We start from the raw sequence: 24,675 nt of genomic DNA on the forward strand, positions 1-24,675 counted from the left end.
CGAGGTGGCGACACCGACGACCCCCGGCCACCGCAAACACCGCACCCGTGATGGTTTCAGCCAAGCGGCTGCGCCACCCGGTCCCGAAAGGCGCTGGGGGGCTGGCCCGTCCAGCGTTTGAACGCGGTCGAAAAGGCGGCCTGATCGGCATAACCCAGCGCAAAGGCGATCTCGGACAGGCTCATGCCGTCCTTGATGAAGGTCTGGGCCAGATCGCAGCGCAGGTCATCCACGATGTCGCGAAAGGTGACGCCCTCGGCCTGCAAGCGCCGGGCGAAGGTGCGCGGACTCATCCCCAGATTGGCCGCGGCCTCGTCGGCGGAGATCACCTGTCCGGGCATCGACGCGGTGATCAGGCCCTCGACCCGCGCCCGCAGCGACTGTTTCTGCGACCTCTGATCCGCGACCAGCCGTTCGCCATATTCGACCAGGTGCTCCCTGAGGCTGATGTCATATGTGGGAATCGGCAGGTCGAGACAGGCATGGGACAGCATGATCTCCATCTTCTCCGCCCCAAAGATGACCGGGAATCCCCCGATCTTCTGGAACGCCCCCGCGGCGCTGCCGACCTGATGCTGAAACCGCATTTCGAGCGGATAGAAACCGGTCTGCGTGACCTCCCGCATCCGGGCCAGCGCGGTGAACATCAGGAATTCGGTGCGCCGGTGATAGCGCGCAAAGCCGGCGTCCTTCCAGTCCGCCTCGAAGGACGCGCAGTTGCCCGAGATCCGCAGGCTGAAGGCGAGCGCCGGATCGACGATGTCGTGAAACCGGGACGTGTATTCGATGGCCTCGCGCAGATTGCGGGAGTACTTGCTGATATAGGCGTTGAGCGTCGAGGAGTGCGAAAAGGTCAGGCCCGCCCGTGCGGCGAAGGTGATGTCCCCAAGCGCGTCACAGGCCGCCCGGACCAGCAGCGCCTCGGTCTTTGCGCTGGCCCGGCTGACCGATGGCGCAAGATCGGTTTCGGTCAGCCCGCATTGTTCCAGAACGCCCGCAACCTTGTCCGATGGGGCTCCGGCGTTTTCGAGGCATCTCAGCAACAGCCGGATGCGGGCCATGTCGATTTCCATTGCGCCACCCCAAAAGAACCCCGAACGACGCCGAAAAGCATAGCGCGTTTCACGAGATCGACAAAACGCCGGCGCGGTCGGTGCCCTCATCGACGCAGGTTCCGCCCATTCCGGCCGGCGACCGCACCGGCGCATCGCGGATTGGCGCCGGCGCACAAGAGCCTGGCCGCGAATCGCAAGCCGTCGCCCGGTGCGATCGCCAGCTTCGGTGCGGTGCCGGGTAAGGTTCTTTCATGGGGATGGGGACCAGAGTGGACAAGATCGGCGTGAAAGCCGGCCATGCGCTCCCCGGCACACCCGCACCCGGCGGCGCGCGGAAAGCCGGAAAGCCGGAAAGCCGTGTCCGGCTGGTGCGGGCGGTGGGACTCGAACCCACACGGGCTTAGGCCCTTCGGATTTTAAGTCCGATATGTCTACCATTCCATCACGCCCGCATCGCGCCGGTGGCTCCACAAGCTCTACTCAGTCAGGAAAAGATGCTCAACGCGTTATCCGCCGGATGGTGCGGATTTCTCGGGTGTGACGTTCAGATGTCCTGCCCGCGGGGCGCCAGCGGGCCGCCGGGCGCCGCAAGGCCGCGTTCGGGCAGCCAGGGGTTCAGCTCCAGCGCCTCGGCCAGAACATCGCGGGCCTCGTCGAACCGCTTGAGCCCCATCAGGGTCAGGGCGCGTCCGCTCATTGCCGCGATGTGGCGCGGCGACAGCTCCAGCGCCCGGTCGAGATCCTCGAGCGCGGCCGGAAAGTCCTGCCGCAGGAAATTGACGAAGGCGCGCTGATTGTAGCCCTCGGCATAATCCGGACAGTATTCGACCAGCTTGTCGAAATCCTGCAACGCGCCCAGCAGATCCCAGGCTTCGCGGCGCGACATGCCGCGGTCCAGGATCGCCTGGGCCTGCTCGTCCGGCGCATCCGCCCAGAACTCCCACATCTGGTTCGAGATGACCCGCGCCTCCTGCTCGGTCTGCGCCTTCTGGATGTCGGTGATCAGACGTTCCAGACTTGCCGAATGGTCCGGCGCCTCGGGACAGGGTTCGGCCAAAGCAGCGCCAGCGGCCAGGATCGGCGCAACGACAAGGGCAGCGACAGGTTTCATGCCCCAATGCTGACGCTTCCGCGCCGCCGGTCAACTCACATTTTCGAGCGAGCCCAGCAGCCCGGCCTCTTTGACCGCCTCCATCGCGACGAATGTCGAGGTGTTCGCCACATGCGGCAGGGACGAGATCTTTTCGGCCATCACCGCGCGGTATTCCGACATCGAACGGGTGCGCACCTTGAGCAGATAGTCGAAATTGCTTGCGATCATATGGGCTTGCTCGACCTCACCGATCCGGCGGACGGCGGCGTTGAACTCGGCCAGGGCCTTTTCGCGGGTGTCGGTCAGCCTCACCTCGACAAAGGCGACATGGTCCAGCCCCAACCGGATCGGGTCGATCAGGGCGCGGTAGCCGGTGATGATCCCTTCCTTTTCCAGCCGCCGCAGCCGCGTCTGAGTCGGCGATTTCGACAGGCCGATCCGCCGCGCCAGATCGGCGATCGAGAGTCGCCCGTCCTCGGCCAGAACCCTGAGAATGGCACGGTCGAAGCGATCCAGATCCGGGGAGTCCATTTGCACCTCATTTGCTCTTGTTTTCGGGACGAACACCCCAACTATTACCAAATTCAGGCGATTGTCCCGCAATTTTCGCGATATAGTGCGCAAAAAGACCGGAGTGACCATGACCCACGCGCTACGCATGAAGATCGACGCACAGACCTATGCCGATCAGACCGCCACCCTGGATGCGCTGATCGAACAGGCCGCCCTGTCCGCATCGGACCGCGCCGCCATCTGCGCCGAGGCCGCGCAACTGGTGCGCGACATCCGCTCCAGCACCGCGCCGGGGCTGATGGAGGTGTTTCTGGCGGAATACGGGCTTTCGACCGACGAAGGCGTCGCGCTCATGTGCCTGGCCGAGGCGCTCTTGCGCGTGCCCGACGCCGACACCATCGACGCGCTGATCGAGGACAAGATCGCGCCGTCCGACTGGGGCAAGCATCTGGGCCATTCCTCGTCGCCGCTGGTCAATGCCTCGACCTGGGCGCTGATGCTGACCGGCAAGGTTCTGGACGACGATCAGTCCTCGCCCGTCAGTGCCCTGCGCGGAGCGATCAAGCGCCTGGGCGAACCGGTGATCCGCACCGCCGTGGGCCGCGCGATGAAGGAAATGGGGCGTCAGTTCGTTCTGGGCGAAACAATCCAGTCGGCCATGAAGCGCGCCGCCGGGATGGAGGCCAAGGGCTATACCTACTCCTACGACATGCTGGGCGAGGCGGCCCGCACCGAGGCGGATGCCGCGCGCTATCACCTGTCCTATTCCCGCGCCATCGCCGCGATTGCCGAGGCCTGCACGCACCAGGACATCCGCGAGAACCCCGGCATCTCGGTCAAGCTGTCGGCGCTGCACCCGCGCTATGAGGTCGCGCAGGAACAGCGCGTGATGGACGAGCTGGTGCCGCGCCTGCGGGCGCTGGCGCTGTTGGCCAAGGCCGCCGGCATGGGCCTGAACGTGGACGCCGAAGAGGCCGACCGCCTGTCCCTGTCGCTGCAGGTGATCGAGGCGGTGCTGGCCGAGCCGGCGCTGGCCGGGTGGGACGGGTTCGGCGTGGTGGTGCAGGCCTATGGCCCGCGCGCCGGGCTGGTTCTGGACACGCTGCATGACATGGCCGAACGCTACGACCGCAAGCTGATGGTGCGCCTGGTCAAGGGCGCCTACTGGGATACCGAGATCAAGCGGGCGCAGGTCGCCGGCGTCGATGGCTTTCCGGTCTTCACGCAGAAGGCGGCCAGCGACATTTCCTATATCGCCAACGCCCGCAAGCTGCTGGGCATGACCGACCGGATCTATCCGCAATTCGCGACCCACAACGCCCATACCGTCTGCGCGATCCTGCACATGGCGGACGGGCAGCCGTTCGAATTCCAGCGCCTGCACGGCATGGGCGAAACGCTGCATCAGCTGGTCAAGGACCGCCAGAACACCCGCTGCCGCATCTATGCGCCGGTGGGGGCGCATCGCGACCTGCTGGCCTATCTGGTGCGGCGGTTGCTGGAAAACGGCGCCAACAGCTCCTTCGTGAACCAGATCGTGGATGGAAAGGTTCCGCCTGAAACGGTGGCCGCCGATCCGTTCGACCAGATCGCGACACCGGCCAGGCCGCTGCCGACCGGACCCGAACTGTTCCTGCCGGAACGGGCCAATTCCAAGGGTTTCGATCTGCACCACGCCCCGACGCTGGCGGCGATCGAAGAGGCGCGGGGCCGCTGGCGGGATCATCGATGGGAGGCAGGCCCGCTGCTCGCCGGCGAGGCTGCGCCCGAGGCGGCCAGGGACGTCACCAACCCCAATGACGGCAGCGTGGTCGGTCAGGTCCGGATGTGCAGCCCGGACGACATCGAAATGGCTCTGGCGCTGGCCAACACCTGGGAAGCGCCGCCGAGCGAGCGGGCGGCGATCCTCAACAAGGCGGCGGATCTGTTCGAGTCCAATTACGGCGAGATCTTCGCCCTGCTGGCCCGCGAGGCCGGCAAGTCCATTCCCGATGCGGTGGCCGAGCTGCGCGAGGCGGTGGATTTCCTGCGCTACTACGGCGCCAACAGCCCGGACGCCAAACCGGCGGGCATCTTTTCCTGCATCAGCCCGTGGAACTTCCCGCTCGCCATCTTCACCGGGCAGGTGGCGGCGGCGCTGGCGGCGGGCAATGCGGTGCTGGCCAAGCCGGCCGACCAGACCCCGCTGATCGCGCATCGCGCCGTCCAGCTGATGCACGAAGCGGGCGTGCCGCCGGCGACCCTGCAACTGGTTCCGGGGCGCGGCAGCATCGTGGGGGCCGCGATCACCTCCGATTCGCGGGTCAACGGCGTCGCCTTCACCGGCTCGACCGAGACCGCCCTGCGCATCCGCCGCGCCATGGCCGAAAACCTGCGCCCCGGCACGCCGCTGATCGCCGAGACAGGCGGGCTCAACGCCATGATCGTGGACAGCACGGCGCTGCCGGAACAGGCGGTTCAGGCGGTGATCGAAAGCGCGTTCCAGTCGGCGGGCCAGCGGTGCTCGGCCCTGCGCTGCCTCTATGTGCAGGAGGATATAGCCGAGGATGTGCTGACCATGCTCGCCGGCGCGATGGACGCGCTGACCGTGGGCGATCCGTGGCATCTGTCCACCGATTGCGGCCCCGTCATCGACGCGGCCGCGCAGCAGGACATCGCCGCGCATGTCGCCAGGGCGCGGGCCGAAGGGCGGGTTCTCAAGGAACTCAACCCGCCGCCGCACGGCACCTTCATCGCGCCGACCATGATCGAGATTCCCGGCATCGGTGCGCTGGAGGAAGAAATCTTCGGCCCGGTCCTGCACGTGGCCCGGTTCGCCTCGCACCGGATCGACCAGGTGATCGCCGACATCAACGCCACCGGCTACGGCCTGACCTTCGGTCTGCAGACCCGCATCGACGACCGGGTGCAGCATGTGACCGAGGCGGTGCATGCCGGCAACATCTATGTCAACCGCAACCAGATCGGCGCCATCGTCGGCAGCCAGCCCTTCGGCGGCGAGGGCCTGTCGGGCACCGGTCCCAAGGCCGGCGGGCCGAACTATCTGGCCCGGTTCTGTGCGCCCGACCGCCGGAAGGCCAGCGGCGAGTGGGACGGGACCATGGCGGACCTGCCCGCGCCCGCCGGAACCCCCGCCGCGGTCCGGACCACCACCCTGCCCGGCCCGACCGGCGAGTCCAACCGGCTGAGCGAAATTCCCCGCGCGCCACTCTTGTGCATGGGTCCGGGGGACGAGGCCGCGCGCCAGCAGGCGGAAAGCGTCTTTGCCCTGGGCGGAACCGCGATCTGCGCCACCGGCCGGCTGGATCCGCACAAGCTCGAAAACATCGAGGGGATCTCGGGCGTTTTGTGGTGGGGCGACGCCGAGACCGGGCGCGAGATCGAACGCCACCTGGCCCGCCGCAAGGGTCCGATCCTGCCGCTGATCCCCGGCAGACCCGACCGGGCCCGCGTTCTGGCCGAGCGCCATGTCTGCGTCGATACCACCGCCGCCGGCGGCAACGCGGCGCTGTTGGGCGGTGCGGCATAGCGTGACTTGACGCCGGGCCTCGAAAGGCCCAGCGTCGCCTCATGATACCGATCCGAGATCACAACCCGTCCGGGCGCACGCCCTATGTCGTCTATGCGCTGATTGCGGCCAACATCCTGATCTTCCTCAGCTATGTCGGCATCCTGCACGACATCCCCAGGATCAACCGCTTTTTCTTCGACTACGCGGTGATCCCGGCGCGGATCTCGGATGGCGTGGATCTGCAGACCCTGCTCACATCCATGTTCCTGCATGGCGGCTGGATGCACCTGGCCGGCAACATGCTGTTTCTGTGGATCTTCGGCGACAATCTGGAGGACGAGATGGGCCATGTCGGCTTTCTGGTCTTCTACCTGGCCTGCGGCATCCTGGCCGGCCTCGCGCATGTCCTGTCCGCCCCCGGTTCGGTCGTTCCCACCGTGGGCGCGTCCGGGGCGATCGCCGGAGTGATGGGGGGCTATCTGCTGCTGTTTCCCAAGGCGCGGGTCGATATCCTGCTGATCCTCATCGTCTATGTCCGCATCTTCACCATCCCCGCCTTCATCATGCTGGGCGTCTGGCTGGGGATGCAGTTCCTCGGCAGCGTCGCGTCGAACCCGGACGAAGGCGGCGTGGCCTATTGGGCGCATTCCGGCGGCTTCCTCATCGGGATCGTCTTCTGCATCCCGCTCTGGCTCCGCCGCGGCGGGCCGCGGTTCTGGGAGCGCACGCACGGGCGTCCGCCGCATCCCGAGCACAAGTACAAGCTCTCGCAGTCGCGCATTCCAAGGGTGCCGCGCCGATGACCCGGCTCAAGGCCAGCTGCCACTGCGGCGCCGTCGAGATCGAGGCCGAGTTTCCGCAGGGCCTCGCATCGGCCGCGCGCTGCGACTGCTCGTTCTGCCTCAGGCGCGGCGCGGCGGCCGTCACCGCGACAACCGCGTCATTGAAGATCCTGAAGGGCGCCGAGAACCTGACGCTCTACACCTGGGGCACCCACACCGCCCGGCACCATTTCTGCAAGACCTGCGGCATCTACCTCTATCATCAGCGCCGCTCCGACCCGGCGGAATGCGGTGTGAACCTGGGCTGCATCGAAGGCGGCAATCCCCGGACCCACGGCGACATTCCCTGGACCGACGGGGTCAACCACCCGTCGGACCGCTAGCTGCGCAGCCCGGAAATCGCGGCCCCGTTGCGGCTCAGCCGCGGATCACCTTGGCAAAACTGTCAAAGATCGGCTCGTTGGCGCAGATCACCTCGCCGTCCGACAGGATGCCACCCTGCGGATCGAGCGGCTCGCACAGCCCGCCCGCTTCCCGCACGATGATGATGCCGGCGGCCAGATCCCACGCGTTCAGGCGGCGTTCCCAGAACCCTTCGTAGCGGCCCGCCGCCACATAGGCCATGTCCAGCGCCGCCGAGCCCCAGCGCCGCACCCCGGAACAGACCGGCATCAGCCGGGCCAGATCCTGCAGCGTTTCCGGCAGATCGGCGCGGCCTCCAAAGGGCAGGCCGGTCGCGAAGATCGATTCGATCATCCGGTGGCGGCCGGAGACACGGATGCGGCTTTCGTTCATCCACGCGCCTTCGCCCTTTTCGGCAAAGAACATCTCGTCCTTGGCCGGGTCATAGATGACGCCCGCCACGATCTTGCCCTTGTGCTCCAGGGCAATCGAGATCGCCCAATGCGGCAGCCCGTGCAGGAAATTGGTGGTGCCGTCCAGCGGATCGACGATCCAGCGGCGGGTCGGGTCTTCGCCATCCGTGCCGCCGCCCTCTTCGGCCAGCCAGCCATAGGTCGGACGGGCGCCCGTCAGTTCCTCTTTCAGGATCTTTTCGGCGGCGATGTCGGCCCTGGACACGAAATCGCCCGCGCCCTTCATCGACACCTGAAGGTTCTCGACCTCGCGAAAGTCCTTGACCAGCGAGCGGCCCGCCTTGCGGGCGGCCTTGATCATGATGTTGAGATTCGCGCTGCCAATCATCTGTGAGGCTCCTGTCCGGTCAGACCGCGCGTATACTGGCGCAACCCGGCCTTGCCAAGGGCAAGATTCGCATGGCCGCCCCCAGGAGCCCGCCCTGTCGCGCGGCCTATTGCGCCTGCAGCTTGCGGGCCTCGCTCCGCGCCAGCGTCACCAGTTCCTGAACATAGGGTTTTTCCAGATCCTCCGACCGGACCGCCGCATAGAGCCGCCGGGTGATGCCGTTCCTGGTCAACGGCCGGGTCACATAATCCGAGTTGTATTTCACCTCGCGCACCACCCAATCCGGCAGCACCGAAATCCCCCGGTTGGACGCCACCAGCAGCAGGATCACCGCCGTCAGTTCCACCTGCCGGATGACCGCCGGCTCGACCCGTGCCGGGATCAGCAACTGGCTGAACACGTCCAGCCGCGTGCGCTCGACCGGATAGGTGATCAGGGTCTGGCCGCGGAAATCCTCGGCCTCGACAAAGTCCTTCTGGGCCAGCGGATGCGACGAGGCGGCCACGAACACGGGGTTGTAATCGAACAGTTCCACGAACTCGACGCCCGGCAGATCCTCTGGATCCGACGAGACCACCAGATCCACCTCTTCCTTCTGCAGGGCCGGCAGCGCGTCGAAGGCCAGGCCGGGGCGGATGTCCACATCCACGTCCGGCCAGGACTTGCGGAACGCCTCCAGAACCGGGAACAGCCATTCGAAACAGGCATGGCATTCGATGGCGATATGCATCCGGCCGGCCTTGCCGTCGCGCAGCGAGGTGAACTCGGCCTGCATCGCCTCGACCTGCGGCAGGATCTGCTCGGCCAGCCGCAGCAACCGCAACCCCGCCGCCGACAGCTTCATCGGCTTCGACCGGCGCAGGAACAGTTCCACGCCGGCCTGATCCTCCAACCCCTTGATCTGATGGCTCAAAGCCGACTGGGTGATGTTGAGCTGATCGGCCGCGCGGGCCAGTCCGCCGCATTCGTGGATCGCCTTGATGGTGCGAAGATGACGAAATTCGATGTGCATACCTGCGAATGACTCATGTTGTTCTTGAGTAATATGAGTTTGTCTCACAATGCCGAACATGCGACAAGGGATCAATTCCTTAGCGATGAGAAACCCGATGACCGCGCCCCAGATTTCCTTTGAGTTCTTTCCGCCCAAATCCCTTGAGGCGTCATTTCGCCTTTGGGACACCGTGCACGCCCTGGCCCCGCTCGACCCGCGATTTGTCTCCGTCACCTACGGCGCCTGCGGCACCACCCGCGAACTGACGCGGGATGCGGTGGCGACGCTGCACAAGACCTCGGGCCTCAATGTCGCCGCGCATCTGACCTGCGTGCGCGCGACGAAAGAGGAAACCATGGAGATCGCCGACAGCTTTGCCGAGGTCGGCGTGACCGACATCGTCGCCCTGCGCGGCGACCCGCCCAAGGGCGAGGGCAGCTTTCAGCCACATCCCGGCGGATTTGCCCATTCGGTCGAACTGATCGAGGCGCTGGCCGATACCGGCAAGTTCTCGATCCGCGTCGGCGCCTATCCCGACGTGCACCCCGAGGCCGAGAATTTCGACGCCAACGTGGACTGGCTCAAGGCCAAGATGGACGCCGGCGCGGACGAGGCGCTGACCCAGTTCTTCTTCGAGGCCGAAACCTTCTTCCGGTTCCGCGACGCCTGCGAAAAGGCCGGCATCGACAAGCCGATCACGCCCGGCATCCTGCCCATCGAGAACTGGAAGGGCGCGCGCAACTTCGCCCGACGCTGCGGCACCCGGATCCCGGACTGGGTCGAAAGCGCCTTCGACAAGGCCGTGCGCGACGGCCGCGAGGATCTGCTGGCGACCGTGCTCTGCACCGAGCTTTGCACCGATCTGATCGACGGCGGCGTGGACAAGCTGCACTTCTACACGCTGAACCGCCCGGACCTGACGCGCGATGTCTGCCACGCGCTGGGCGTCACGCCGAAAGTCGCGCTGCAGAACGTCGCGTAAATCTTGCCCGGCCGGACCTGGCTGATAGCGTTCCCTCGAAACGACGAGGGGACGCGCACATGCATTACGCCAAGGCAATCGACGAGCTGCTCGGCCCGGCGGACATGGCGAACATGTCGGGGCTGGAGTTTCTGCAGGGCATTCTGGACGGCACCCTGCCCGCCCCGCCCATCGCACGGACGCTGTCCTACTATCTGCACTCGGTCGAGGAAGGGCGCGTCGCCTTTCGCGGCGCTCCCACGCTCGATGTCTGCAACCCGCTGGGCGCGGTGCACGGGGGCTGGTACGGCACGCTGCTGGACAGCGCCATGGCCTGCGCCGTGCAGTCCCGCGTCCCGCGCGGCGCGGCCTATACGACGCTGGAATACAAGATCAACATCCTCCGGGGCATCCCGCTGGGAACCGAGGTGGAATGCCTGGGCGTGGCCGACCACGTGGGCCGGTCCACGGGGGTCGCGCATGGCGAGATCCGCGGCGTCGAGGACGGCAAGCTCTACGCAACCGGGTCCACGACCTGCATCGTGCTGAACCTGCCGCGCGGCTGACCGCCGGTCACTGCGCCGGGTGCGACTGGATCTCCGGAACCTGAACCCACTCCGGCAGGTTTTCCGGCCGCACCGTTTCGTGCAGCCGCTCCGACCGGTCCCCGCCGACCGTGCGGCGACCCCGCAGCAGAAAGATCTTGCCCCAGCCGCGCCAGGTTCCCACCGACGGCGCGGCGGGATCGGTCGGAAACCGCGCCTGCCAGTCTTCCGGCAGAGGCAGCCCGTGCCGTTCCGCATTCTCCAGCATCCAGATCAGCGGGATGTTGGCCAGCGGCCGCGCCGCCTCGAACCCGCCGAGCTGCCCGCCGACATCGCCATGGGTGCCCCGGAACCAGACCTGTTCGACATGCCCCACATCATCCGAGGCGGTATCCCAGATCACCGGCTCGAACACCTGGCGCGTTTCGTTCAGGGCAAGCGCCTGATAGCCGTGCCGGATGCTGCGGCCCAGATGATGGTTGTGAAAGGCGTGCCGCTCCTCGGCCCAGCGCCACAGCAACGGCAGGCGCAGGCCCAGGGCCTTGACGGTGTCCCAGACCCCGATCATCTCGATCTCGACTTCCGCATGGCAGAACAGATGCCGGAACTCGGCGGCATGCGTGCCCAGCGCGTTGCATTCATAATGCCGGTAGGCCTGCTTGATGTTCCGTTCGGTCGCGTGCTCGGCCTTGAGCAGCCCGATGGCGTCGATCACCCCGGCCAGGCTGCGCACGCCATAGGCGCCGCGCGAATAGCCGATCAGAAAGATCTTGTCGCCCGGCTTGTATCGGGACGCGAGATACCCGTAGGCGCGGCGGATCTGCCGGTTGATGCCCCGGCCCATCAGCACGTCCAGCGTGGTCTTCCAGCTCTTCCACTGCACGCCCGATTCATAGAAAACCGACACCCGCCCGCCCATTTCGCAGCACATCCGATAGGTCTGGCCGGCATTGGTTTCGTGGCCCGGCTCCAGCGTGGACATGGTGCCGTCCAGGATGATGACATGCGCCTGCGGTTCGCGATGCCGCGTCTCGGCGGAATGCTCGGACCGCAGGGGCCGTCCAAGCCATCCCAGGATCTTCCTACTCAGCCGCGACAGTACCATGCGTCAACAATTCCCAAACCTTGTGCGGCGTGAAGGGCATGTCGGCCTGCCTCACCCCGCAATCCCAGAGCGCATCCTGCACCGCGTTCGCCACGGCCGCCAGCGCCCCGACCGTGCCGGCCTCGCCACAGCCCTTCATACCCATCGGGTTGGCCGTGGACGGCACCGGCGCCGAGGTAAACCTTATCATGGGAACGTCGCCCGCGCGCGGCAAGGCATAGTCCATGAACGTTGCCGTGAGCAGTTGCCCATCCGCATCGTGCACCACATGTTCGCACAGGGCCTGCCCGATCCCCTGCGCCACCCCGCCATGCACCTGCCCCTCGGCCAGCATCGGATTGATCAGATTGCCGAAATCGTCCACGACCGTATAGCGGTCCACGGTGACCGCGCCGGTGTGGGAATCGATCACGACCTCGGCAACATGCGCCCCGTTCGGATAGCTGCGCCCCGGCAGCCTGGCGCGCGCCTCGTGCCGCAACAGATCATCCCGGCCATCCGCCCGCGCCATCTCCGCGGCCTCCAGCAGGGTCGGCGTCAGGTTCGAGCCGGGGGCGCGGAAGGTCTCGTGATCAAAACGCACTTCACTCTCCTCGACCCTCATCTTACCCGCAAGATAGGGCATGAATGCGGCGATCATCCGATCGACGGTGACAAGTGTTGCATGGCCTTGCACCGTGACCGAGCGCGACCCGCCGGTGCCGCCGCCGCGCTCCATCCGGTCGCTGTCCCCCTGAATGACCGAGATCCGCTCCGGCGGGATGCCGGTCTGGTCCGACAGGAACCGGGTGAACACGGTCTCATGCCCCTGACCGTTCGATTGCGTTCCCACGAACAAGCTGACCGTTCCATCCGCATCGAATTCGACTCGCGCGCCTTCGGAAGGGTCGCCCAGAATGCTTTCGATATAGTAACACAGCCCCTGCCCGCGCAGCAGCCCGCGCCGCGCATCCGCGGCCCTGCGCGCCGCGAACCCGTCGGCCTGCTCCTGCGCCCGGCTCAGGACCATGTCGAAATCGCCCACATCATAGGTCTCGCCGGTCGCCGAGGCATAGGGAAAGGCCGCGGGACGGATGAAGTTCTTTCGCCGCAGCTCCCAGGGATCGACGCCCAACTCGCGCGCCGCCCGGTCCATGACCCGCTCCAGCACATAGATCGCCTCGGGCCGCCCCGCGCCGCGATAGGCATCGACCTGCGTCGTATTGGTGTAATACCCCTCGACCTGCAGCCAGACGGTCCGGATGTCGTAGGCGCCCGCCAGCACGCGGCTGAACAGGTTGGTCTGGATCGCCTGGCCGAAATGGCTGTTGCAGGCGCCCAGATTGCAGCGCGTGCGCACCCGGTAGGCGGTGATCCTGTGGTCGTCGTCAAAGGCCAGCTCCGCCAGCGAGGTCAGATCGCGGCCATGATTGTCGGTCAGCATCGCCTCGGTCCGGTCGGATATCCAGCGCACCGGCCGGCCCGCCAGGCGCGCCGCAGCCGCGACCACGAAATACTCGGGATAGGGCATCGCCTTGGTGCCGAAGCCGCCACCGACATCGGGCGTCGTGACCCGGACCGCATCCGGCTCCAGCCCCAGCTTCTCGGCCAGCTGCGCCTTCATGCCCCACACGCCCTGCCCGCCATAGGCAAAATGCAGCCGCCCGTCGCGCCAATCGGCGTGACAACCGCGCGGTTCGAGGGAATTGGGGATGATGCGGTTGTCATGCACGCTCAGCACCACCCGGTGCGCGGCGGCCCGGAACGCGGCCTCGGTCGCCGCCTCGTCGCCCATGGCCCAGTCGAAGGCCCGGTTGTCGGGCGCCTCCGGATGAAGCGGCTCGCCGCCCGGCCCGACATCCATCTTGGCGGGCAGATCTTCGGTCTCCATCGTGATGCGTTCCAGCGCATCGCGCGCCTGGACCGGCGTTTCGGCTATGACCACCGCGACCGGCTCGCCCACGAAGCGCACGCGCTCGGCAGCCAGCACATGCCGCGCCGGCGCCGCCCCCTTGGAGCCGTCGCGATTGGTGACGACAGTGGCGTTCATGACGGTGTCGAGACCGGCTTTTCTCAGATCGTCCAGGGCCAGCACCAGATGCACCCCGTCTCCGGCGCGCGCATCGCCCAGGTCCAGCCCGGTAATCCTCGCATGTGCAACCGGGCTCCGGAAGAAAGCCGCAAACAGCGCCCCCCGCGGACCCTCGTCTTCCATGTAACGCCCCTGGCCCGTCAGAAACCGAACGTCTTCGACCCGCTTCACCGGCTGACTCTTTCCGAATTTCCGCATCCCGCACCCTCTTGCCTGCCGCCCTGCGACCCTAGCCCGCACCGACGGCTTGTCCAGTCCCGCCAATGTGCGCCTTCGGCGCGCTCTTTTTCTTCTTTTGTTGAGGGACGCTGTCCCTCAAACTCCCTGGGGTATTTTCAACCAGAAAGAAGCAGGAAAGAATTCCGCGGCTTCTTTCTGGTCACAAATACCCCGGGGTGAATTGCCCGCAGGGCAAGAGGGGCAGCGCCCCTCTAGAAACCGTTCCTCGCCCGGAGTGGAGTTTGGGGGGTTCGGTGCACTTTTCGCGGCTTGCGTTTCCCATCAAATGCCGTATTAAAGGCGCGAAAGAAATGTTAGCGATAACAATTCGCATGCGATGCCACACCCGGCAGCTATGCTAGAGTGGTCGGAGCAAGCTGAGGAGGAACCCGGACATGGTTTCGCGCGTGATCCCGGTTGACCCGTTCGACCTGGTCCTTTTTGGCGCCACCGGCGATCTGGCACAACGCAAGATCCTGCCGGGGTTGTATCACAGGTTCGAGGTCGGGCAGATGCCGGACGCGGCGCGGATCATCGGGTCGGCCCGCACCGAAATGGATGACGAGGCGTTCCGGAAGCAGGTACAAAACGCAATCAGGGAGTTCGCGCCCGAGTACAAAAGGGACGTTCTGGCCCGGTTTCTCGAACGGCTGGAGTATGTCCCCGTGGATGCTCTGGGCGATGCCGGGTGGTCCGCCCTTGCCTCGAGCCTGCGCCCGGAGGTCGTGCGCGCCTTCTATCTGTCTGTGGGACCGGCGCTTTTTTCGGGTATCGCGCAACGCCTGCACGATCATGGTCTGGCCACCCCGGACAGCCGGATCGTCGTCGAAAAGCCTTTCGGTCACGACCTTTCTTCGGCGCGCGCCCTGAACGAAGGGTTGCGCGCATGTTTCGAGGAGCACCAGATCTATCGCATCGATCACTATCTCGGCAAGGAAACCGTGCAGAATCTCATGGCCCTGCGCTTCGCCAATTCGCTGTTCGAGCCGCTCTGGAACGCCACCCATATCGATCATGTCCAGATCACCGTGGCGGAATCCATCGGGATCGAAGGGCGCGAGGCCTATTACGATCAGTCGGGTGCCATGCGGGACATGATCCAGAACCACCTCGTGCAGCTCCTGTGTCTCATCGCGATGGAGCCGCCGTCGAAATTCGCGCCCAACTCCGTGCGCGATGAAAAGGTCAAGGTGATCGAGGCGCTCGAGCCGGTCGAACCCGGCGATATCGCCCGCGGACAATACCGGGCCGAAAAGGGTGGCGACGGCTATCTCGACCATGTCGGCGACCCGGACAGCCGTACCGAAAGCTTCGTGGCGCTCAAGGTGCATGTGGGCAACTGGCGCTGGGCCGGAGTACCGTTCTATCTGCGCACCGGGAAACGTCTGCGCGCCCGCGTCTCCGAGATCGCCGTCGTGTTTCGCGACCCGCCGCACACGATCTTTCCCAATGTCGGCCACCTGCGCGGCAATGTGCTGGTGATCCGTCTGCAGCCGGATGAAGGGATCACGCTGCGCACCACGATCAAGGATCCGGGGCCGGGCGGGTTCCGGCTGGCGGACGTGTCGCTCGACATGAGCTTTGCCGAGGCCCTGGGCGCCGACTCGCGACCGCAGGACGCCTATGAACGGCTGGTCATGGATGTCATCCGCGGCGACCAGACGCTGTTCATGCGCGGCGACGAGGCCGAAGCCGCCTGGGCCTGGGTCGATCCCATCATCCAGGGCTGGGAAGAACACCGCGACCGTCCGTCGCCCTATGACCAGGGCAGTTCGGGGCCCGAGGAAGCCCTGATGCTGATGCATCGCGACGGGCGCCGATGGAGGCAGATCGGAGAGTGAGATGGTGCACAAGGTCATAGCCGAGGTCACGCAGCGGATCACCGACCGCAGCGCCGGTCCGCGCGGCGCCTATCTGGAGCGCATGGCGCAGGCCCGGTCCGCCGGACCGGCACGGGCGCATCTGTCGTGCAGCGGACAGGCGCATGCCTATGCCGGCGCCGGTCCGGACCAGACGGCGCTGGCACGGGGCAGCGCCGGACATCTGGGGATCGTCACCAGCTACAACGACATGCTCTCGGCGCACCAGCCCTTCGAGAGGTATCCGGCGTTGATCCGCGACGCGGTGCGCCGGGCCGGCGGGACCGCGCAGGTCGCCGGCGGCGTCCCGGCCATGTGCGACGGGGTCACGCAGGGCGCGCCGGGGATGGAGCTGTCGCTGTTTTCCCGCGACGTGATCGCCATGGCGGCTGGCGTGGCGCTCAGCCACAACACGTTCGACGCGGCGGTTTTCCTGGGCGTTTGCGACAAGATCGTGCCCGGCCTGGTGATTGCCGCACAGGCTTTTGGCCATCTGCCGGCCGTCTTCGTACCTGCCGGCCCCATGACCAGCGGCATGCCGAACGACGAAAAGGCGAAGGTGCGTCAACAGTTTGCGGCCGGAGAGTGCGGGCGGGACGCGTTGATGGCCGCCGAAATGGCCGCCTATCACGGGCCAGGCACCTGCACCTTCTATGGCACGGCGAACACCAATCAGATGCTGATGGAGTTCATGGGCCTGCATCTGCCGGGGTCGAGCTTTGTCACCCCCAACACGCCCCTGCGCGATGCGCTGACGGAAGAGGCCGCGCGGCGGGCGCTGTCGCTGAGCGCACTCGGCAACGCCTACACGCCGGTGTGTCAGGTTCTGGACGAGCGCGCCTATGTGAACGGCATCGTGGGTCTGATGGCGACCGGCGGATCGACCAATCTGCTCATTCACCTGGTGGCGATGGCGCGGGCGGGCGGCATCGTCCTCGACCTGCGCGATTTTGCGGACATTTCCGAAGTGGTGCCGCTGATCGCGCGCATCTATCCCAACGGGTTGGCGGATGTGAACCATTTCCACGCCGCCGGGGGTCTGGGCTATGCCATCGACACCTTGTTGGCGGCGGGCCTGCTGCATCCCGACACGCTGACCGTGGCGGGGCGCGGTCTGAAAACCTACACGCAGGAACCCAAGCTGATCGAAGGAGAACTGGTCTGGCAGCCGGGGGCGGGGCGCAGCCTGAACGAAAAGATCCTGCGGCCCGCATCCGAGCCGTTTCAGCCGACCGGCGGGCTGTCGCGGCTGACCGGCTCGCTAGGCACGGCGGTGATGAAGGTGTCTGCGGTCGCGCCCGAGCATCGCCGCGTCGAAGCCCCGGTTCGCGTCTTTCACGACCAGGACGCGGTCAAGGCCGCGTTCAAGGCGGGCGAGCTGACCGGCGATGTCGTCGTGGTTGTTCGGTTTCAGGGACCGAAAGCCAACGGGATGCCGGAACTGCACTCGCTGACGCCGATTCTCTCGGTGTTGCAGGGGCGCGGCCAGAAAGTCGCCCTGGTCACCGATGGCCGCATGTCCGGCGCGTCGGGCAAGGTTCCGGCGGCAATCCATGTCTGCCCCGAGGCGTTGGACGGCGGGCCGATCGCACGTCTGCAGGATGGCGACCTGGTCCGGGTGGATGCCGAGGCCGGCGTGCTCGAGATCCTGACCGAGGGCGTGCTGGAGCGGCCTGCGGTCACTGCGGACCTGTCCGCGCATCACCATGGCGTCGGGCGGGAACTGTTTGCAACCTTCCGGTCGGCGGTCGGGTCGGCAGAGTCGGGCGCCAGCGTGTTCGGAGGGTAATCCATGACGTCGAAATCGACCCGTACCCGGGAAATCTGTGCGCTGGCCCCGATTGTCCCGGTTCTGGTGATCGAGGATGCTTCGCAGGCCAGACCGCTGGCCGAGGCGCTCGTGGCCGGCGGTTTGCCTGCATTGGAAGTGACGTTGAGGACGCCCGCGGCGCTGGACGCGATCCGCACGATGGCCGAGGTTCCGGGCGGCGTGGTCGGGGCCGGAACGCTGGTGACGCCGGACGATGTACGCGCGGCAAAGGCGGCGGGGGCACGGTTCGGCGTGTCTCCGGGCGCGACCCGGGCATTGATCGAGGCCTGCGCGGCCGAAGACCTGCCGCTGCTGCCCGGCGCGGCGACGGCGACCGAGGCGATGCGGCTGTTGGAGCAGGGCTTTGACATGCTCAAGTTTTTTCCGGCCGAGGCGTCCGGCGGCGCGGCGGCCCTTCGGGCAATCGGCGCGCCGCTGCCACAGATCTCCTTTTGCCCGACCGGCGGCGTGTCACCGGCCAATGCGGCGGAATATCTGTCGCTTTCCAACGTGGTCTGTGCGGGCGGCAGTTGGGTCGCGCCACGGGCGATGGTCACTGCAGGCGACTGGGCGGGGATCGAGGAGCTTGCGCGGCAGGCGTCCCGATTGACCGGCCAGGACGCGCCATCGCCACGGCGGTGATCGCGGCATTGACCGTCAGCGGGGGGCCGGTAGTGTGGGCGCGAAGCGAACGCGAGCACACCAGATGCAAGACACTCTCAAACTGGCGCAGGGCCGGGAATACCTGGCCATTCCGGGCCCTTCCGTCATCCCCGACGCGGTCCTGCAGGCCATGCACCGTCCCGCGCCCAACATCTATGCGGGTGAATTGGTCGATATGGTGCCGCGGATCATCGACGGCTTGCGCGGTGTCGCGAAGACACGGCACCAGGTGGCGATCTACATCGCCAACGGGCACGGCGCGTGGGAAGCCGCCCTGTCCAACGTGATCGCCCCGAGCGAGGCGGTTCTGGCGCCGGCCTCGGGGCTGTTCACCCATGGCTGGGCCGAGATCGCCAGGGGGCTGGGGGCCGAGGTCGAACTGATCGATTTCGGCAAGTCCGCGCCGTGGGACATGGACCGGATCGCCGAGGCGCTGCGCGCCGATACCGCGCACCGGATCAAGGCGGTTCTGGCGGTGCATGTCGATACGTCCAGCTCGGTCCGCAACGACATCCCCGCCCTGCGTCAGGTGCTGGACGAACTGGGGCACCCGGCGCTGCTGATGGCCGATTGCATTGCGTCGCTGGCTTGCGAACGGTTCGAGATGGATGCCTGGGGCGTGGATGTCATGGTGGCGGCCAGCCAGAAGGGGCTGATGGTGCCGCCGGGTGTCGCCTTTGTCTTTTTCAACGACAAGGCCCGGACCAAACGCGCCGCGATGCCGCGTGTTTCGCGCTATTGGGACTGGTCGCCGCGGGTCGATCCGGAGGTGTTCTATCAGTATTTCGGCGGCACCGCCCCCACCCATCACCTCTACGGCCTCGGAACCGCGCTGGACATGATCGAGGCAGAGGGCCTCGAAAATGTCTGGGCGCGGCACCAGAGGCTGGCCGAGGCGATCTGGACGGCCTGCGAGATCTGGGCCGAAGACGGCGTGTTCCGCCTGAACGTGGCGGATCGCGACCATCGCAGCCATGCCGTCACCGCGCTGCACCTGGCCGACGGCCAGGGCACGGCGCTGCGGAACTGGGCCGAGGCCCATCTTGGGCTGATTCTAGGGATCGGCCTGGGAATGGCCGCGCCGGATGGCTCGGACCGCGACAGGTTCTTCCGGTTCGGTCACATGGGGCATGTGAACGGTCAGATGGTGATGGCGCTGCTGGGCGGCGTCGAGGCGGGGCTGGCGGCGCTCGACATCCCGCATGGCCACGGCGCACTGGCGGCCGCCGCCCGCGTTCTCGCCGGTCGGGGCTGACCCGATCCGTTCAGCCCGTTCTGCGCGACAGCCGGGTGATCCCGTGATTCAGGACCAGGGCCAGCCCGAGAGCGGCCAGAAATCCCCAGATCGCCCAGATGGTGATGAAGATCCACAACAGGTTTACCCCCAGCATGGTGAGGGCCGCGGTCGTGTAATCCGGCGCCGTTCCGATCTTTGGGTCGCGCATCGGCCCCTCCTGACAGCTCCTTCCCCGGTATCCTAGCGGTTTCGGCGCGAAAGTCAGGTAAATCCGGCGCGATCACCCTCCGGCGGCGGACAGAGCCTTTGGCAAGGCCGCTGCCAGCGCGTCCAGATGCGCGTCGGTCCCGCAACTGACGCGGATGCAGCGGTTCTGTGGCGCGGCGAAGGGCATCCGCACGAAAACGCCTTGCTCGACCAGCGACGCAAGCACCGCCTGCGCATGGGGGCCGTCCCGACCGCAGTCGATCGCGACGAAATTGGTGGCCGAAGGCAGCGGTTCCAGACCGTTTTGCCGCGCGATCCCGGCAATGCGGTCGCGGGCGTCGGCGATCCGGCCGCGCACCTGCCTCAGCCAGTCCTGATCGGCCAGAGCCGCCAGCGCCCCGGTCTGCGCGGCCCGGTTCATGCCGAAATGGTTGCGCACCTTGTTGAAGGCCGAAATCAGGTCGGGCGCGCCGATGGCATATCCGACCCGCGCGCCCGCCATGCCGTAGACCTTGGAAAAGGTCCGCATCCGGACCAGGCGGGGATCGTCGGCATCGACTGGCGCCGCCGTGCCATCCGGCGCGCATTCCACATAGGCCTCGTCCAGCACCAGCAGAGTTTCCTCGGGCAGCGCCTTCAGCGCGGCGACGATCTCGGCGCCGGTGTGCCAGGTGCCCATCGGGTTGTCCGGGTTGGCGAGATAGACCAGCTTCGCGCCGACTTCGGCGGATTTGGCAAACAGCGACGCCGGGTCTTCGCGATCCGCGACATAAGGCACCTTGTGCAGCACGCCGCCAAAGCCCGCGACGTGGTAGTTGAAGGTCGGATAAGCCCCTTCGGAAGTCACGACGGCATCGCCGGGACCGACCATGAGGCGCACGAGATAACCGAGCAGCCCGTCGATTCCTTCGCCGACCACGATGTTCTCGGGCCGCACCCCGTGATGGTCGGCCAGGGCCGCGCGCAAATCGTGGTTCTCGGGATCGCCGTACATCCAGAGGTCGCCGGCCGCCCGCGCCATGGCTTCGACCGCTTTCGGGGACGGGCCAAAGACGTTTTCGTTCGCACCGATCCGGGCCACAAATGGCGCCCCGCGCTGCCGTTCCTGGGTTTCGGGGCCGACGAACGGCACCGTGGCGGGAAGCGAGCGGGCCAGCGGGGTGTATCGAGGAGCTTTCATGCGCGCAGATAACCGCAAGTCATGAGGCCCGGCAAGACTTGCAAGTTGTTGCGCCGGATCGCAGGGTGCCGCGGAGAAACAAGGGGGACATACATGCGCATACTGCTGATCCTGCTGCTGGCCGGCCTGGGTTATCTGCTGTTCTGGCCGGTGCCTGTCAATCCGGTCGCCTACACACCTCCTGAACCGCCCGGCTTCACCGGGGACTTTGCCGAGAACTGGACTCTGGACAAGACACAGCTCATCCCGTTGCCCGACGGCGAAAGCGGGCCGGAGGATCTGGCCGTCATGCCGGATGGCACGGTCTATACCACCAGCCTGTCCGGCGTGCTCTACCGCATCGACGGCGCCGAACCGGTCGAGATCGACCGTCTCGGCGGCCGCCCGCTGGGCCTCAAGGCCGGGCCGGACGGGGCCCTGTACATCGCGGACAGCTTTCGGGGACTCATGCGCTGGACCGGGCCCGGCAGCCTGGAAACGGTGGTCGAGGACATCGACGGCGCACCGGTCGTCTATGCCAATCAGCTCGACGTGGGGCGGGACGGCACGGTCTATTTCTCGAACTCCTCGGACCGGTTCGATCCCGAGACCCTGGGCGGGACCAAGCCGACCTCGATCCTGACCATCTGGGAACAGTCCGACACCGGCTATGTCGCGCGCCGGACCCCGGACGGGACGGTTGAAAAGGTGGCCGACGGGTTCGTCTATACCAACGGCGTCGCGCTGTCTCCGGACGAGGACTTTCTGCTGATCGCGGAAACCGGCCGGGCGCGCATCCACAAGCTCTGGCTCGCAGGCGACAAGGCCGGACAGCGCGAAGTGTTTCTGGACAACCTGCCCGGCTATCCCGACAACCTCGAAGCGCAGGGCGATGGCACCTACTGGGTCGCCTTCGCCAGCCCCCGGGTTCCGTCGGAAAAGCTGATGCCCTATCCGTTCCTGCGCAAGGTGGTCTGGCGGCTCGGCCCGATGGTGCGCCCCGCTCCCATCCATCGCGGGATGCTGGTTCAGTTCGACGGCGACGGGACCATTCTGCGTACGGTGCAGGATCCCGACGGGCGTCTGGGGATCACCACCGGCGGCAGGATCGTCGGCGATCGGTTCTATGTGATGACCTTGGACTCGCCCTGGTTCGGCAGGATGCCGGTTGCGGATCTTCCCTGATCTGCCCCGACGTTGCGGTGGAAGCCCGATCGCGTTCCGGTCAAGATGAGAAAAACCGGAAACAGGAGGTTCGCATGGCGCGCGTATCAGTCGAATACAAGGATCACATCGCTCACGTCACCCTGACCCGCGGCGACAAGATGAACGCGCTGGACGATGCGATGGTCAAGGCCATCCTGTCCGCCGGTCAGGAGGTCGCGGCCTCGGACGCCCGCGTGGTGGTGCTGTCGGGCGAGGGCAAGAGCTTCTGCGCCGGTCTCGACATGGCGAGCTTTGCCAAGATGGCGCATGTGGACCCCACCGAGTGGCTGATGGGGCGCAGCCATGGCGACACCAACGAGATGCAGGAACTGGCCATGGTCTGGCGTCGGGTGCCGGTGCCGGTGATCTGCGCGGTGCAGGGCGTGGCCTATGGCGGCGGCCTGCAGATCGCGCTGGGCGCGGATATCCGCATCGCCCATCCCGACAGCAGATGGGCGGTGATGGAGATGAAATGGGGCATCATTCCGGACATGGGCGGCATGGTCCTGCTGCCGCACCTGGTCCGGTCCGACGTTCTGCGCCTGCTGACCTACACCGCCCGGCCGATCAGCGCGCAGCAGGCCGCCGAGTGGGGGCTGGTCACGAAATTGTCGGACGATCCTCTGGCCGAGGCCGTTGCCCAGGCCGAGGAGATCGCCGGCCAAAGCCCCTCGGCCATCCGGGCCGCCAAGCGCCTGATCGACGTGGCCGAAACCAAGGCGCGCGAGGAGGTGCTGATCGAGGAATCCGCCGAACAGGTCAAGCTGATCGGCAAGCCCGACCAGATGGAAGTGATCGCCGCCCAGATGCAGGGGCGCAAGCCGGTCTTCAAGTGATCAGCGAAGAAAGGCACGCCTCGCGTCGCGGGCCATGTTGTAACGCATTTCGATTTCGGCCAGGCGCGCCATGGCGGCCTTTCGTTCTGCCGGATCCGTCAGCGTTGCATAGTGTTGGCGCGCCTCATCCAGTTCCTTCTTGATCCGAAATTCCTCGGGCAACACGCCTGCCTGCGCCATGATTCGGTGGCCGGCGGCCAGGGCAGGATCGGTTTGCGCCTCGCCTGACCTGTCCGGCAACGGCTTTCCCGCCCCCTCCAGCCCCTCAAGCTGACCTTGGGACTGCGCCTTGTGAACCTGGCGCTCGACCAGTCTGTCAAAGGATCTTCGCATAGGTTCATTCTACGTGCTGAAGTGTCCGCGCGAAAGATGTCACCGTGTCCGGTTCGAAATCACGTGAACCAGCCCGCCCGCCAGCAGGCCCCATACCGCCGCGCCAAGGCCGAACACCGTGATCCCCGATGCGGTGATGGCAAAGGTCAGGATCGCCGCCTCGCGCTCGGCGGGCACTTCGAGCGCCGCGAAAGTGGCGTTTGCCATGACGCCGATCAGTGCGACGCCGGTCAGGGTGCCCATCAGCAGCGGGTCGGCATGGGCGGCAAAGCCGGTGATGGCCACGGCAAACAGACCGAGGAGACAGTAGAACACGCCGGCCATGACCGCGGACCAATAGCGTTGTGCCGGGTCTGGGTGACTGTCCTCGTTCGCGCACATGGCCGAGGTGATCGCCGCCAGGCAGGTCGCCGGCGCACCGAAGGGCGCGGACACCAGGCTGGCCACGCCGACCGACGAGAACAAGCGCCCCGATTTCGGCACATAGCCATGGCTGCGCAGGATCGCCACGCCGGGGATGTTCTGGGTGGCCATGGTGACGATGAAGAGCGGTATGCCGATGCTGATGGCCGTCGACAGCGAAAAGCTCGGGACCGTCCAGACCGGCGCGGCCAGCAGGCGGTCGGGGCGTAGCGGCGCCTCGCCTGACGCCACGACCACAACGATGGCGGCGGCCACGACGGCGGCCGGAACCGCGAAGAACCGGTTGATCCGTCCCGCGATGAACCAGGTCAGGATGACGGGCAGCGCCTGCCCGGGCAGGTCCACCGCGGCCCGGAACGGCGTGATGCAGAGCGGCAGCAACACGCCGCCCAGCATGGCCTGCGCCAGCGTCGTGGGAATCGCGGCGGCCAGACGGCCCAGCGGACGCCAGAGCCCGGCCAGCACCGTAAGCGCGCCGGCGCACAGAAACGCACCGACCGCGCCGGAAAATCCCGCGGTCGGAAGCGCGGACACCGCCAGCAGCGCGGCGCCGGGCGTCGACCAGGCGACGCTGATCGGCTGCCGGTAGAACAGGCTCAGCCCGATGGCGGTCAGCCCCATGACGATGGCGGCGGTCATCAGGCCCGAGGCTGCCTCCTGCGGTGAGGCCCCCATGGCGCCCAGCCCCTGCAATACGATCGGGAACGAGCTGAAGAACCCCACGACCGCGACGACGAGCCCGGTCGAGACGGTTTGCATGGGGGGAAAGGTCTGCGCCATCGGCTCCTCGGGGCTTCGTTCCGCACTTGCTAGCAACCGCGCGCTGTTGTGAACAGGGCAAATGATTGGCCTGGAACCGAAAACCCCGCCGGTCCGTGGGCGGCGGGGTC

General features: G+C 66.6%; 22 protein-coding genes and 1 tRNA gene. 11 read left to right on the plus strand and 12 right to left on the minus strand.

All coding sequences use genetic code 11. The features are described 5' to 3' along the window. Nucleotides 1–56: 56 nt before the first annotated feature. The 4 genes from AC2FNJ_RS12185 to AC2FNJ_RS12200 all read right to left on the minus strand — a co-directional run bounded on the left by AC2FNJ_RS12185 (nt 57) and on the right by AC2FNJ_RS12200 (nt 2,679). Nucleotides 57–1,073, minus strand: a complete 1,017-nt coding sequence (locus tag AC2FNJ_RS12185; protein WP_496764501.1) for a helix-turn-helix domain-containing protein — start codon at nt 1,071–1,073, stop codon at nt 57–59. Between the two features lie 348 nt (nt 1,074–1,421). After that, a tRNA-Leu gene (locus tag AC2FNJ_RS12190) sits at nt 1,422–1,507 on the minus strand. A gap of 92 nt (nt 1,508–1,599) precedes the next feature. After that, nucleotides 1,600–2,166, minus strand: coding sequence for a tetratricopeptide repeat protein (locus AC2FNJ_RS12195; RefSeq protein ID WP_496764503.1), 567 nt, complete (start codon nt 2,164–2,166; stop codon nt 1,600–1,602). A 30-nt stretch (nt 2,167–2,196) separates the two neighbouring features. After that, the gene (locus AC2FNJ_RS12200; protein WP_496764505.1) at nt 2,197–2,679 is read right to left on the minus strand and encodes an Lrp/AsnC family transcriptional regulator; all 483 of its coding nucleotides are present in this window, start codon (nt 2,677–2,679) and stop codon (nt 2,197–2,199) included. 109 nt (nt 2,680–2,788) lie between these two features. On the opposite strand from AC2FNJ_RS12200, the gene putA reads away from it, so the two are divergent. From putA to AC2FNJ_RS12215, 3 genes are read left to right on the plus strand one after another with little or no spacing between them, the layout of a single operon-like run. Further along, nucleotides 2,789–6,190: a bifunctional proline dehydrogenase/L-glutamate gamma-semialdehyde dehydrogenase PutA gene (putA, locus tag AC2FNJ_RS12205; protein WP_496764507.1), complete on the plus strand. Its 3,402-nt coding sequence runs from the start codon at nt 2,789–2,791 to the stop codon at nt 6,188–6,190. Between the two features lie 41 nt (nt 6,191–6,231). After that, the gene (locus tag AC2FNJ_RS12210) at nt 6,232–6,975 is read left to right on the plus strand and encodes a rhomboid family intramembrane serine protease (protein WP_496764508.1); all 744 of its coding nucleotides are present in this window, start codon (nt 6,232–6,234) and stop codon (nt 6,973–6,975) included. Then, on the plus strand, nt 6,972–7,337 hold the full coding sequence (locus AC2FNJ_RS12215; RefSeq protein ID WP_496764509.1) for a GFA family protein: 366 nt from the start codon (nt 6,972–6,974) through the stop codon (nt 7,335–7,337). Before AC2FNJ_RS12210 ends, AC2FNJ_RS12215 begins: the two co-directional genes overlap by 4 nt. 34 nt (nt 7,338–7,371) lie before the next feature. Here AC2FNJ_RS12215 and AC2FNJ_RS12220 read toward each other — a convergent pair whose 3' ends face one another. Both AC2FNJ_RS12220 and AC2FNJ_RS12225 read right to left on the minus strand, forming a co-directional pair. Continuing rightward, on the minus strand, nt 7,372–8,157 hold the full coding sequence (locus tag AC2FNJ_RS12220; RefSeq protein ID WP_496764511.1) for an inositol monophosphatase family protein: 786 nt from the start codon (nt 8,155–8,157) through the stop codon (nt 7,372–7,374). Nucleotides 8,158–8,263: 106 nt separating this feature from the next. Continuing rightward, a complete protein-coding gene (locus tag AC2FNJ_RS12225) occupies nt 8,264–9,169 on the minus strand; it encodes a LysR family transcriptional regulator (RefSeq protein WP_496764513.1) in 906 nt (301 codons plus the stop codon). Nucleotides 9,170–9,266: 97 nt separating this feature from the next. Between AC2FNJ_RS12225 and metF the strand changes: the two genes are divergently transcribed. Continuing rightward, entirely contained in the window at nt 9,267–10,133 is an 867-nt protein-coding gene (metF, locus tag AC2FNJ_RS12230) for a methylenetetrahydrofolate reductase [NAD(P)H] (RefSeq protein WP_496764515.1), read from the plus strand. Nucleotides 10,134–10,192: 59 nt separating this feature from the next. Beyond that, the gene (locus AC2FNJ_RS12235; RefSeq protein WP_496764517.1) at nt 10,193–10,678 is read left to right on the plus strand and encodes a PaaI family thioesterase; all 486 of its coding nucleotides are present in this window, start codon (nt 10,193–10,195) and stop codon (nt 10,676–10,678) included. Between the two features lie 7 nt (nt 10,679–10,685). Here the strand turns inward: AC2FNJ_RS12235 and AC2FNJ_RS12240 are convergent, their stop codons facing one another. Beyond that, on the minus strand, nt 10,686–11,762 hold the full coding sequence (locus AC2FNJ_RS12240; protein ID WP_496764519.1) for a T6SS phospholipase effector Tle1-like catalytic domain-containing protein: 1,077 nt from the start codon (nt 11,760–11,762) through the stop codon (nt 10,686–10,688). Further along, complete coding sequence (locus AC2FNJ_RS12245; protein WP_496764521.1) at nt 11,740–14,031, minus strand: xanthine dehydrogenase family protein molybdopterin-binding subunit; 2,292 nt, start codon at nt 14,029–14,031, stop codon at nt 11,740–11,742. Before AC2FNJ_RS12245 ends, AC2FNJ_RS12240 begins: the two co-directional genes overlap by 23 nt. A 416-nt stretch (nt 14,032–14,447) precedes the next feature. Between AC2FNJ_RS12245 and zwf the strand changes: the two genes are divergently transcribed. The 4 genes from zwf to AC2FNJ_RS12265 all read left to right on the plus strand — a co-directional run bounded on the left by zwf (nt 14,448) and on the right by AC2FNJ_RS12265 (nt 19,639). Next, a complete protein-coding gene (gene zwf, locus AC2FNJ_RS12250) occupies nt 14,448–15,893 on the plus strand; it encodes a glucose-6-phosphate dehydrogenase (RefSeq protein WP_496764522.1) in 1,446 nt (481 codons plus the stop codon). 1 nt (nt 15,894) lies between these two features. After that, nucleotides 15,895–17,700: a phosphogluconate dehydratase gene (gene edd, locus AC2FNJ_RS12255; RefSeq protein WP_496764524.1), complete on the plus strand. Its 1,806-nt coding sequence runs from the start codon at nt 15,895–15,897 to the stop codon at nt 17,698–17,700. 3 nt (nt 17,701–17,703) lie between these two features. Then, nucleotides 17,704–18,363, plus strand: coding sequence for a bifunctional 4-hydroxy-2-oxoglutarate aldolase/2-dehydro-3-deoxy-phosphogluconate aldolase (eda, locus tag AC2FNJ_RS12260; protein ID WP_496764526.1), 660 nt, complete (start codon nt 17,704–17,706; stop codon nt 18,361–18,363). 64 nt (nt 18,364–18,427) lie between these two features. Beyond that, a complete protein-coding gene (locus AC2FNJ_RS12265) occupies nt 18,428–19,639 on the plus strand; it encodes a pyridoxal-phosphate-dependent aminotransferase family protein (RefSeq protein WP_496764527.1) in 1,212 nt (403 codons plus the stop codon). A gap of 10 nt (nt 19,640–19,649) precedes the next feature. On the opposite strand, the gene AC2FNJ_RS12270 is transcribed toward AC2FNJ_RS12265, so the two are convergent. Next, the gene (locus tag AC2FNJ_RS12270) at nt 19,650–19,829 is read right to left on the minus strand and encodes a hypothetical protein (RefSeq protein ID WP_496764528.1); all 180 of its coding nucleotides are present in this window, start codon (nt 19,827–19,829) and stop codon (nt 19,650–19,652) included. A 72-nt stretch (nt 19,830–19,901) separates the two neighbouring features. Next, nucleotides 19,902–21,008 (minus strand): pyridoxal phosphate-dependent aminotransferase, encoded by a 1,107-nt coding sequence (locus tag AC2FNJ_RS12275; protein ID WP_496764530.1) that lies wholly within the window; start codon nt 21,006–21,008, stop codon nt 19,902–19,904. Between the two features lie 93 nt (nt 21,009–21,101). Here AC2FNJ_RS12275 and AC2FNJ_RS12280 point away from each other — a divergent pair, with 93 nt between their 5' ends. Together AC2FNJ_RS12280 and AC2FNJ_RS12285 are read left to right on the plus strand one after the other, a co-directional pair. Then, nucleotides 21,102–22,172, plus strand: coding sequence for an SMP-30/gluconolactonase/LRE family protein (locus tag AC2FNJ_RS12280; protein WP_496764532.1), 1,071 nt, complete (start codon nt 21,102–21,104; stop codon nt 22,170–22,172). Between the two features lie 74 nt (nt 22,173–22,246). Beyond that, the gene (locus AC2FNJ_RS12285) at nt 22,247–23,029 is read left to right on the plus strand and encodes a crotonase/enoyl-CoA hydratase family protein (protein WP_496764533.1); all 783 of its coding nucleotides are present in this window, start codon (nt 22,247–22,249) and stop codon (nt 23,027–23,029) included. Here AC2FNJ_RS12285 and AC2FNJ_RS12290 read toward each other — a convergent pair whose 3' ends face one another. Continuing rightward, entirely contained in the window at nt 23,030–23,362 is a 333-nt protein-coding gene (locus AC2FNJ_RS12290; protein WP_496764535.1) for a DnaJ family domain-containing protein, read from the minus strand. Nucleotides 23,363–23,401: 39 nt separating this feature from the next. Further along, a complete protein-coding gene (locus tag AC2FNJ_RS12295; RefSeq protein ID WP_496764537.1) occupies nt 23,402–24,565 on the minus strand; it encodes a benzoate/H(+) symporter BenE family transporter in 1,164 nt (387 codons plus the stop codon). Between the last annotated feature and the right edge of the window lie 110 nt (nt 24,566–24,675).

Source organism: Ruegeria sp. BHSB196 (assembly GCF_059613135.1).

Coding starts and splice junctions, on each gene's coding strand:
- AC2FNJ_RS12265 (WP_496764527.1), top strand. CDS start 18,428: ATGCAAGACACTCTCAAACTGGCGCAGGGCCGGGAATACCTGGCCATT.
- putA (WP_496764507.1), top strand. CDS start 2,789: ATGACCCACGCGCTACGCATGAAGATCGACGCACAGACCTATGCCGAT.
- AC2FNJ_RS12200 (WP_496764505.1), bottom strand. CDS start 2,679: ATGGACTCCCCGGATCTGGATCGCTTCGACCGTGCCATTCTCAGGGTT.
- AC2FNJ_RS12220 (WP_496764511.1), bottom strand. CDS start 8,157: ATGATTGGCAGCGCGAATCTCAACATCATGATCAAGGCCGCCCGCAAG.
- AC2FNJ_RS12295 (WP_496764537.1), bottom strand. CDS start 24,565: ATGGCGCAGACCTTTCCCCCCATGCAAACCGTCTCGACCGGGCTCGTC.
- AC2FNJ_RS12210 (WP_496764508.1), top strand. CDS start 6,232: ATGATACCGATCCGAGATCACAACCCGTCCGGGCGCACGCCCTATGTC.
- AC2FNJ_RS12275 (WP_496764530.1), bottom strand. CDS start 21,008: ATGAAAGCTCCTCGATACACCCCGCTGGCCCGCTCGCTTCCCGCCACG.
- AC2FNJ_RS12215 (WP_496764509.1), top strand. CDS start 6,972: ATGACCCGGCTCAAGGCCAGCTGCCACTGCGGCGCCGTCGAGATCGAG.
- eda (WP_496764526.1), top strand. CDS start 17,704: ATGACGTCGAAATCGACCCGTACCCGGGAAATCTGTGCGCTGGCCCCG.
- AC2FNJ_RS12285 (WP_496764533.1), top strand. CDS start 22,247: ATGGCGCGCGTATCAGTCGAATACAAGGATCACATCGCTCACGTCACC.
- zwf (WP_496764522.1), top strand. CDS start 14,448: ATGGTTTCGCGCGTGATCCCGGTTGACCCGTTCGACCTGGTCCTTTTT.
- AC2FNJ_RS12195 (WP_496764503.1), bottom strand. CDS start 2,166: ATGAAACCTGTCGCTGCCCTTGTCGTTGCGCCGATCCTGGCCGCTGGC.
- AC2FNJ_RS12240 (WP_496764519.1), bottom strand. CDS start 11,762: ATGGTACTGTCGCGGCTGAGTAGGAAGATCCTGGGATGGCTTGGACGG.
- AC2FNJ_RS12185 (WP_496764501.1), bottom strand. CDS start 1,073: ATGGAAATCGACATGGCCCGCATCCGGCTGTTGCTGAGATGCCTCGAA.
- AC2FNJ_RS12280 (WP_496764532.1), top strand. CDS start 21,102: ATGCGCATACTGCTGATCCTGCTGCTGGCCGGCCTGGGTTATCTGCTG.
- AC2FNJ_RS12225 (WP_496764513.1), bottom strand. CDS start 9,169: ATGCACATCGAATTTCGTCATCTTCGCACCATCAAGGCGATCCACGAA.
- edd (WP_496764524.1), top strand. CDS start 15,895: ATGGTGCACAAGGTCATAGCCGAGGTCACGCAGCGGATCACCGACCGC.
- metF (WP_496764515.1), top strand. CDS start 9,267: ATGACCGCGCCCCAGATTTCCTTTGAGTTCTTTCCGCCCAAATCCCTT.
- AC2FNJ_RS12245 (WP_496764521.1), bottom strand. CDS start 14,031: ATGCGGAAATTCGGAAAGAGTCAGCCGGTGAAGCGGGTCGAAGACGTT.
- AC2FNJ_RS12290 (WP_496764535.1), bottom strand. CDS start 23,362: ATGCGAAGATCCTTTGACAGACTGGTCGAGCGCCAGGTTCACAAGGCG.
- AC2FNJ_RS12235 (WP_496764517.1), top strand. CDS start 10,193: ATGCATTACGCCAAGGCAATCGACGAGCTGCTCGGCCCGGCGGACATG.
- AC2FNJ_RS12270 (WP_496764528.1), bottom strand. CDS start 19,829: ATGCGCGACCCAAAGATCGGAACGGCGCCGGATTACACGACCGCGGCC.